The organism is uncultured Streptococcus sp. (assembly GCF_915066115.1).
Taxonomy (GTDB): domain Bacteria; phylum Bacillota; class Bacilli; order Lactobacillales; family Streptococcaceae; genus Streptococcus.
In genome coordinates, this window is the sequence record NZ_CAJZDT010000072.1 from 1 (window position 1) to 9,803 (window position 9,803).

The 9,803-nt window shown below is 43.2% G+C and carries 8 protein-coding genes and 1 riboswitch; of the genes, 4 read left to right on the forward strand and 4 right to left on the reverse strand.

Annotated features, from left to right (window positions below):
- On the forward strand, positions 1–110 hold a 110-nt coding region (locus QZ565_RS06010), incomplete at its 5' end, for a DNA-3-methyladenine glycosylase I (RefSeq protein WP_295526941.1).
- 84 nt (positions 111–194) lie between these two features.
- Here the strand turns inward: QZ565_RS06010 and QZ565_RS06015 are convergent.
- The 4 genes from QZ565_RS06015 to QZ565_RS06030 form a co-directional block, all read right to left on the reverse strand.
- Positions 195–458, reverse strand: coding sequence for a SemiSWEET family transporter (locus QZ565_RS06015; protein ID WP_000166114.1), 264 nt, complete (start codon positions 456–458; stop codon positions 195–197).
- Positions 459–563: 105 nt separating this feature from the next.
- The gene (locus tag QZ565_RS06020; RefSeq protein WP_295526927.1) at positions 564–1,598 is read right to left on the reverse strand and encodes a S66 peptidase family protein; all 1,035 of its coding nucleotides are present in this window, start codon (positions 1,596–1,598) and stop codon (positions 564–566) included.
- A gap of 242 nt (positions 1,599–1,840) precedes the next feature.
- A complete protein-coding gene (locus tag QZ565_RS06025) occupies positions 1,841–2,518 on the reverse strand; it encodes a DUF1129 domain-containing protein (protein ID WP_295526930.1) in 678 nt (225 codons plus the stop codon).
- 11 nt (positions 2,519–2,529) lie between these two features.
- Positions 2,530–3,474, reverse strand: a complete 945-nt coding sequence (locus QZ565_RS06030) for a magnesium transporter CorA family protein (protein WP_000815623.1) — start codon at positions 3,472–3,474, stop codon at positions 2,530–2,532.
- Between the two features lie 131 nt (positions 3,475–3,605).
- On the opposite strand from QZ565_RS06030, the gene uvrA reads away from it, so the two are divergent.
- The 3 genes from uvrA to mgtA all read left to right on the forward strand — a co-directional run.
- The gene (gene uvrA / locus QZ565_RS06035; RefSeq protein ID WP_295526933.1) at positions 3,606–6,437 is read left to right on the forward strand and encodes an excinuclease ABC subunit UvrA; all 2,832 of its coding nucleotides are present in this window, start codon (positions 3,606–3,608) and stop codon (positions 6,435–6,437) included.
- A complete protein-coding gene (locus QZ565_RS06040; protein WP_295526935.1) occupies positions 6,430–7,491 on the forward strand; it encodes a Xaa-Pro peptidase family protein in 1,062 nt (353 codons plus the stop codon). The genes uvrA and QZ565_RS06040 overlap by 8 nt, the downstream gene beginning before the upstream one ends.
- Positions 7,492–7,548: 57 nt before the next feature.
- A riboswitch (M-box (ykoK) riboswitch) is annotated at positions 7,549–7,700 on the forward strand.
- 197 nt (positions 7,701–7,897) lie between these two features.
- Positions 7,898–9,803, forward strand: a 1,906-nt coding sequence (mgtA, locus tag QZ565_RS06045; RefSeq protein WP_295526938.1) for a magnesium-translocating P-type ATPase, incomplete at its 3' end; no start/stop codon positions are given.

The following is a 9,803-nucleotide window of genomic DNA, read 5'->3' on the forward strand; positions in this document are numbered from 1 at the left end:
TACAACGAGGCTTTAAGTTTACGGGGCCTGTTGCAGTTTTGTCATTTCTACAGGCTGCAGGTTTGGTTGATGACCACGAGAATGATTGTGAATGGAAAAGCAGGAATTAGTGTGTACAGGTAACTAGCATATCTGAGAATATAGAAAAAAGCTGAGAAACTTTTCCCAGCTTTTTATATATACTATTAGATTTGTTAGAGTGAAGTCAAAAAAGTGATTCCACCTAAAATAACACCAGCTGAATTTGGAATGATTAGTATCCAATCCTTCTTAGGTTCCTTTGTCCATCCATAAATAACCCAGATTAAGCAAGATATAGCAGCTGATAAAGGTTGAAATGGTTGAGCTTTATTTCCCTGTAAATTAGCGATAATCTGAGGTATGTAGGCAATAAATACTATAATTCCAATAAAGGCACCAATAGAACCTACGATTCGATTAATTTTTTGTTTTGTCATATACACCTCCTTCAAAAGGATATCATAGAAATTAGCGAAATGCAATAAATTCAGATACAAATTGTAACGAAAACCAATACAAAAGCACAAAAATAGAGAAACTATTTATTTTTTGTTATAGTCAAAGCGAATGACTTGCTCCTTTGCATCTACATGGGTGTGAACTCCAAAGGGTACAATTGCTCTTGGAGTTGCGTGGCCGACATTCAAATTATAGACAATCGGGATATTGCTGTCAATGATATCCAGTAGTGCCTCTTTATAGTCGTCATAGAAAGTTTCATCCATAGGTTTTCCGACCAAGAGTCCACTGATGACCGCGAATACTCCAGTGTCCTTCAAAGTCCGCAACATCTTTTTGAAGTCTTCGGGTTTAGGCTTTTCTTCGCTTGTTTCTAGCAAGAGGATTTTTCCTTCCCAGTCTGACAAGTCAGGGAAAAGTTTGTACTTTTGGCAGAGCTCCGTGCTGTCTGCGTATCGAGAGTTGTCAAAGATATCGTAGAGGGATTCGAGACACCCACCAAGGATTTCTCCCTCGAACTGGGCATTTCCTTGCAACAAGTCAAAACCAGTATTTGCATGACTGACACGAGGTGTTCCTAGGGCCTTGGGACTGAAGTCAGTTCGTTCCTCATACCAAACGTCACTAGGGCGGATTTCTGAGATTCTTCCAGTCTCAATTAATTCTTTAAAGTAGTGAAAGCTATAGGGCAACATTTCCTTGTCCAATTCACAAATGTCTGCTAGAAAGGATTGACCATAAAAAGTTTTAACACCTAGTTTATGCAACATGAGATGGTTCATGGTTGTATCTGAGAAGCCAAGAAAAATCTTTTGTTTGATAACCTTTTCTAGTTGGTCATTTTCAAAAAGGTAGGGCAACAAACGATAGGTATCATCCCCACCGATGGCACATAGGATCATTTCGATGCTATCATCAGAAAAGGCCTGCATCAAATCCTCTGCACGCGCTTCGGGATGGTCCTTGATAAAGTCTAAGCCTTTTAACGAATGGGGCAAAAAGATAGGATTAAGTCCTAAGTCCTTGAGACGTTGGACACCCAAGTCCACTTCGTGTTTGACAAAGTCTTCTCCGATAATGCCACTAGATAAACTAACAATACCAATAGTAGAAATCATATCTCACCCTCCTAGAAATAGATTGATACTCTTCGAAAATCAAATTCAAACCGCGTCAGCTTCGCCTTACCGTACTCAAGTACAGCCTTCGGCTAGCTTCCTAGTTTGCTCTTTGATTTTCATTGAGTATGAGCCTATTTTATCACAAAAGATAAGAGAAAACGATGGGATTTCAGAAGAATGCTTTTAAATCAAGAAAGTAGTAAAAAGCAACCGCACCTGCAGTTGCTTTTATCATTCTCTTAATAACGTGTTGGTCCTGCACTTGCGCTGCGAATGTTCAAGCGTTTCTTGAGATAGAAGCGAAGGGCTAGGAGAACTGCTCCGATAATAGCTAGTGGCAATGGAGCAAGTACTGGGTTAAGGTTAGCTGGTAGGAAGCTTGTTGCAAAGAAGACAAGTAACCAAAGGAACATAGAGGCTAGGATAACCAGTACAGATTTCCAGAAAGGTGGACGTTGACTGCGGTCCATATCTGGACCATAGTATTGGTAAACAAAGTAGTACATCAAGTAGAAGGCAAATCCACCAACCAGTCCAACTAGCAGAAGAGTAATCAAACCGTAACCGATAGCCTGATCTGCTGAGAAGAAGGTTGTAAGGGCGCTGACGAGGGCAAAGAGGCTAGTGATGAAAAGGGCTGAGTCCATAATCATGAGTTTTGGATCATCATTTTCTTTTGGATGCTCTTTTTCATATTGCTCCTTGACAGTAAAGCTATGAGCCCAGTGGGTCGGTGCGCCGTAAAGGGAACGAGCAGTCGTACCTTTGGCTTGCTCTTCAAGGATTTGAGGAATAACTTCCTCAAAAATAGCCTTAATTTCAGCGTCTGATTTCCCATCTTTGATGAATTGTTGGGTAGCGATGTGGACAAACTCTTGGTTTTTCTTGGTTAATTTTTGTAGATCAATCTGAGACATAGGAACTCCTCTTAGAACCATTTTTTATGGATGAGATAGAGAGTGAGCGAGACACTCATAGCAAAGGCGATAAAGACGATTAACCAGAAGGCATTTGGCTCGCCGTTTAGGGGGATTTCATTATCCTTAAAGTTCATCCCGTAGGCAGAGAAGACCATGGTTGGGATGGACATGACAATGGTCACAAGGGCCAAAGTTTTCATAATATTGTTCTGGTTGTTGGAAATGATAGAGGCAAAGGTTTCTGTCATGGAATGAAGGACATTTCCGTAAATGTCTGCCATCTCGATGGCCTGTTGGGTTTCAATCAGGGTATCTTCAAGCAGGTCTTCGTCCTCAAGGTATTTCTTGATATTGCTGGTTGAGCTGGTCAATTTCTTAATCACACGCTCATTTGTTTTGAGGGAGGCCTTGAAATAGACGATGGTTTTTTCCAATTCCATGAGCTCAATCAATTCTTCATTACGAGTTGATTGATGCAGTTGACTTTCGATTTGTTCACTCTTACGGTCGATTGAACGAAGGGCTGTTAGGTAAAGCTCAGCATTGCGATAGAGAATCTGGAAGATAAAACGTGAGCGCATGAAGGTATAGAAATTACGCAATCGACGGTTGATAAAGACATCGAGGACTGGTAATGGTTCCAAACACGTAGTGATAATGGTTTCCTCAGTGATGATGATACCAAGCGGGATGGTTACGTAGTAGGTGCGGTTATTTCTTTCTTCTGTGACCGGCACGTCAACGATAATCAGGGTGTACTCGTCTTCAATGGTAATACGAGACATTTCTTCCGCATCGAGCGGTGCTCGAAGGTCGGCAATATCGATATCGAAGGCGTTAGCGATTTCGAGTGATTCATTTTGAGTCGGATTGACGAGATTGATCCAAGTACCCGGTTCAAGTGTATCGATCTCTTTAAATTCAGTTGTTGTAGAGAGAAAAACTTGTTTCATATCCCTTATCCTTTCTCATTTTTCAGATTTTTTCACACCGTACTATTATACTACAAATTCAGCCTTTTGGGTAATAGAATCTCACTTTTTTTGGTATAATGGTAAGCAATAATGGACTAGAAAGAACAAAGATGCAAGATAAAATTGTCATTCATGGGGCGCGTGCCCATAATTTAAAAAATATTGATGTGGAGATTCCACGAGACAAGTTGGTTGTCGTGACCGGCTTGTCAGGTTCAGGGAAATCCAGTCTGGCCTTTGATACTCTCTATGCTGAGGGACAACGTCGCTATGTAGAGAGTTTGTCAGCCTACGCTCGTCAATTCTTGGGGAATATGGAGAAGCCTGATGTAGATGCTATTGATGGTCTCAGCCCAGCTATTTCCATTGACCAGAAAACGACTAGCAAAAACCCTCGCTCGACAGTGGGAACAACGACTGAAATCAATGACTATCTGCGTCTCCTCTACGCACGTGTGGGGACGCCTTACTGTATCAACGGGCATGGAGCTATCAAGGCTTCTTCGGTGGAGCAAATCGTGGATAAGGTTTTGGAGTTACCTGAACGCCAGCGCCTACAAATTTTAGCACCAGTCATTCGTAAGAAAAAAGGCCAACATAAGAGTGTTATCGAGAAGGTTCAGAAAGATGGGTATGTCCGTGTTCGTGTGGATGGGGAAGTCTATGATGTGACCGAAGTGCCTGAGCTGTCTAAGAGTAAGCAACACAATATCGATGTCGTGGTTGACCGTATTGTCATCAAGGAGGGTATTCGTAGCCGTCTCTTCGACTCAATCGAGGCTGCCCTTCGTATCGCAGAAGGTTATGTCATTATCGACACCATGGACGATTCGGAGTTGCTCTTTTCTGAGCATTATGCTTGTCCAGTTTGTGGCTTTACTGTTCCAGAGTTAGAGCCTCGTCTCTTCTCATTCAATGCTCCTTTTGGCTCTTGTAGTGAGTGTGACGGCTTGGGCATCAAGCTGGAGGTGGATACTGATTTGGTAGTGCCAGATGTCAGCAAAACCTTACGTGAGGGAGCCTTGGCTCCTTGGAATCCTATCTCATCCAACTACTATCCAAACATGCTAGAGCAGGCTATGACAGCTTTTGGAGTGGATATGGATAAGCCTTTTGAGGACTTGTCAGAAGAGGATAAGAACTTGATTCTCTATGGGTCAGTTGGCAAGGAATTCCATTTCCACTATGAGAATGAATTTGGTGGCGTGCGCGATATTGACATTCCTTTTGAGGGAGTTGTTAATAATATCAAACGTCGCTACCATGAAACTAATAGTGACTACACCCGCACCCAGATGCGCCTTTACATGAATGAACTGACCTGCGGAACCTGTCACGGCTATCGTCTTAATGACCAGGCCTTGTCTGTCCGTGTGGGTGGCGAGCAAGGGCCACATATCGGAGAAATTTCAGACCTGTCGATCGCAGACCACTTGGAATTGGTGAGCCAGCTGACCTTGTCTGAAAATGAAGCCATCATTGCTCGTCCCATTCTCAAGGAAATCAATGACCGCTTGACCTTCCTCAATAACGTGGGTCTAAACTATCTGACTCTGTCACGTTCGGCAGGTACCCTTTCAGGTGGAGAGAGTCAGCGTATTCGCTTGGCGACCCAGATTGGTTCCAACCTCTCAGGTGTCCTCTATATCTTGGATGAGCCTTCGATTGGGCTCCACCAAAGGGACAATGACCGCCTGATTGCCAGTCTAAAAAAGATGCGTGACTTGGGGAATACTCTCATCGTGGTGGAACACGACGAAGATACCATGCGTGAGGCGGATTATCTGATTGATGTGGGTCCCGGTGCCGGTGTTTTTGGTGGGGAGATTGTTGCCGCAGGTACGCCAAAACAGGTTGCTCGCAACAGCAAGTCTATCACAGGCCAGTACTTGTCAGGGAAACGTGCCATTCCAGTACCAGAAGAGCGCCGTGTGGGAAATGGTCGTTTTATCGAGGTGACAGGAGCGCGTGAGAACAACTTGCAAAATGTCACGGCTCGCTTCCCGTTAGGAAAATTCATTGCGGTGACAGGTGTGTCGGGCTCAGGGAAATCGACCCTAATCAATAGCATTCTCAAAAAAGCTATTGCCCAGAAGCTCAACCGCAATTCAGACAAACCTGGTAAATTCAAGACCATTACAGGAATTGAGCATGTAGACCGCTTGATTGATATTGACCAGAGTCCAATCGGACGAACGCCAAGGTCTAACCCGGCTACTTATACAGGAGTTTTTGACGATATACGGGACCTTTTTGCCCAGACAAACGAAGCCAAGATTCGAGGCTACAAAAAGGGGCGTTTCAGTTTCAACGTCAAGGGAGGTCGTTGTGAAGCCTGCTCAGGTGACGGGATTATCAAGATTGAGATGCACTTCTTGCCAGATGTTTACGTGGCTTGTGAAGTCTGCCACGGGACTCGCTACAACAGTGAAACCCTAGAAGTTCACTACAAGGAAAAGAATATCTCGCAGGTCTTGGATATGACGGTCAACGATGCGGTAGAATTTTTCCAACACATTCCCAAAATTCAGCGCAAACTCCAGACAATCAAGGATGTGGGGCTGGGCTATGTAACTCTAGGGCAACCAGCTACTACTCTTTCTGGGGGAGAAGCCCAGCGTATGAAGCTAGCTAGCGAACTCCACAAACGCTCAACAGGAAAATCTTTCTACATTCTGGATGAGCCGACGACAGGGCTTCATACAGAGGACATTGCTCGCCTACTCAAGGTTTTAGCTCGCTTTGTTGACGATGGCAATACAGTCCTCGTTATTGAGCACAATCTGGATGTTATCAAGACAGCAGACCATATTATTGATTTGGGACCTGAGGGCGGTGTCGGTGGTGGAACCATCATCGCAACAGGAACTCCAGAAGAAGTAGCGGCTAATGAAGCCAGCTACACAGGACAGTATTTGAAAGGAAAGTTACATCATGAATAAACGTGTGCAAGCATTTCTCGCTAAAATGCAAGAAAAAGAACTAGATGGCATCATCATTAATAATCTCAAAAACGTCTATTACCTGACTGGTTTTTGGGGGTCAAATGGGACAATCTTCATCAGCCGTGACCGTCAGGTTTTGGTGACAGACTCTCGCTATATCATTGCAGCTAAGCAAGAAACCACTGGTTTTGAGATTGTGGCTGACCGTGATGAATTGGCTGTCATTGCAGGCATTGTTAAGGACATGGGCTTGTCTCGAATCGGTTTTGAGGACGAGATTTCGGTCTCTTATTATCACCGTATGCAGGCAGCCTTTGAAGGAATTGACTTGCTTCCACAAACTCAGTTTGTTGAAGGTCTTCGAATGATTAAGGATGAGGCAGAGATTGCAGCTATTCGCAAGGCTTGTTCTATCTCAGATCAAGCTTTCCGTGATGCGCTTGACTTTATCAAGCCAGGAAAGACTGAAATTGAAATTGCCAACTTCCTTGACTTCCGTATGCGGGAGTTGGGAGCATCTGGCTTGTCTTTTGATACGATTCTAGCTAGCGGTATCAATTCTTCCAAACCTCATGCTCATCCTATGCACAAACAAGTTGAGCTAGGAGAAGCCATTACCATGGACTTCGGTTGCCTTTATGACCACTATGTCAGTGATATGACCCGGACTATCTACTTGGGACACGTCAGTGATGAGCAGGCAGAGATTTACAATACGGTTCTCAAAGCCAATCAAGCCTTGATTGACCAGGCTAAAGCAGGATTAGGTTTCCGTGACTTTGACAAAATTCCTCGTGATATTATCATCGAAGCAGGCTATGGCGACTACTTTACCCACGGTATCGGACACGGTATTGGACTGGATATTCATGAAGAGCCTTACTTTAGCCAGACTTCTACAGAAACTATTAAGGCAGGTATGGCCTTGACAGACGAGCCAGGTATTTATATTGAAGGTAAATATGGTGTTCGTATCGAGGATGATATCCTGATTACAGAGACAGGTTGTGAATTGTTGACCCTAGCTCCAAAAGAGTTGATAGTTATTTAAGACTCAAACAACTCAAATGATTGACTTTTAAATTTTAAAGGTTTATACTGAAATACGAAAACGGTAGGTGAGGCTACCATAGGGATACGGATGACTACCGCAAAGCAGTGGAGACACTACTCGTTGGTCAACAGTCCTGGTCGCGAAGGCTAAGACTAAGCTCATTACATTGCCCTATGGAGTTAAAGCTTGAACGAAAAAACAGATAGTTAGTTTTTTAATCCTGCCATTTTTTGATGGTAGGATTTTCTACTGTTTAAATCAAAGAAAGGAGATAGACGATGCAAATTGACGATCATCCGGAACCGCACATACACAGCCAATCGCTGATTTGTGTCGTTCTGCCCTTATAAAGTGATTGGTCTCTGTGTATGAAACACATCATTCATACAGATAGGAGAAACCAATGAAAACTACAAAAGAAAGATTAGCAACAGCTATTCATACATCTTTAAACGAAACTCTATCTTTTTATAAGACAAGTCTAACAGGCTTGATTGAGGAACAGGTCGAAAAAAATCGTAGTCTCTATGGCGAAAATATGATTACCAAAGGTCAAGAAGATTCGATTTTGAAAAAGATTTACGAATCGATTATCAATCCTTTCACAATTATCTTGCTTGTCATTGCTACTATATCTTTAGTGACCAATGTTTGGTTGGCAAAACCAGGTCAAGAGGATCCAACGACTTCTATTATCATCGTTGTCCTAGTCCTCATTTCTGGTGGAATTCGATTTATTCAAGAGCTCCGTAGTGATAAGGCTGCGACCAATCTATCAAAAATGATTGTCAATACAGCGACTGTCATTCGTCAAGGAGAAATCCAAGAAGTACCTATCGATGATTTGGTAGTAGGTGACGTGGTTAAATTAAGCGCTGGAGACATGATTCCAGCAGATCTTCTTTTATTTGAGTCGCGCGATTTCTTTGTACAACAGTCGGGCTTGACAGGTGAAAGTGAATCGGTTGAAAAATTGGCCTTGACCAAGGCAACAGTTCAACAATCTGATAGTCTGCTGGAAGCAGAAGCGCTCGCCTTTATGGGAACCAATGTCTTGTCTGGTAGTGCTAAGGCCGTGGTTTTGGCGGTTGGTGATGATACCATGATGGGGGCCATTGAGCAGACTTTGAACACCTATGACGAACCTACTTCGTTTGAGCGAGAAATGAATAGTATTTCGTGGCTCTTGATTCGTTTGATGCTGGTCATGGTGCCCATCGTGTTTCTTTCTAATGGCTTGACAGATGGAGATTGGTTAGAAGCTGGCGTATTTGCTTTGAGTGTTGGTGTTGGATTGACACCTGAGATGCTTCCTATGATTATCACGGCCAGTCTAGCAAAAGGCTCCATCATTATGGCCAAGGAAAAAGTGGTTATCAAGAAGCTCAATGCCATACAGGACTTAGGGGCGATTGATATTTTGTGTACAGATAAGACAGGAACTCTAACCCAAGACGAAATTGTCCTTGAATATCCCTTGGACATCCACGGACGCTTGGATTTGACCGTCTTGAGACGAGCTTATCTCAATTCTTATTTTCAAACGGGCTTGAAAAATTTGATGGACAGAGCCATCATCAAACGGACTGAAAAGGAAGCCAAAGAACACACCCTCTTGCAAAATCTGTCTCAAACATTTCAAAAAATAGATGAGCTTCCTTTTGATTTTGAACGTAGACGTATGAGTGTTATCGTTAAGGATGAACACGAAACGGTTAGTTTGGTAACCAAGGGTGCCCTAGAGGAGATGTTGACGATTTCCAGTTATGCGGAATACCAAGGAGTGATTACTCCCTTGACAGATGTTATTAGAGAAGAAATTTTAGCAGAAGTCAGACAACTAAATCAACAAGGTTTGCGTGTCTTGGGAGTGGCCTATAAGTCAGGTTTGAGGGAAGGCCATGCCTATACAGTTGATGACGAAGGGGATATGATTCTAACTGGTTATTTAGCCTTCCTAGATCCTCCTAAACCATCTGCAGCACCAGCAATTAAGGCTCTGTTAGAACATGGGGTTCAAACAAAGATTTTGACGGGAGACAACGAAAAAGTTACCCAAGCAGTCTGTGAAAAGGTTGGTTTGGATATCAATCAGATGCTGTTGGGGTCTGAAATTGATCAGATGAGTAATCAAGAATTGGCCCAAGCTGTGGAGGAGGTAACAGTCTTTGCCAAACTTTCTCCTGACCAAAAAGCGAGGATTATTTTGCAATTTAAGGCTAATGGTCATGCTGTTGGCTATATGGGAGATGGGATCAATGATGCTCCTTCTATGAAAGTTGCAGATGTGGGGATTTCTGTTGATACAG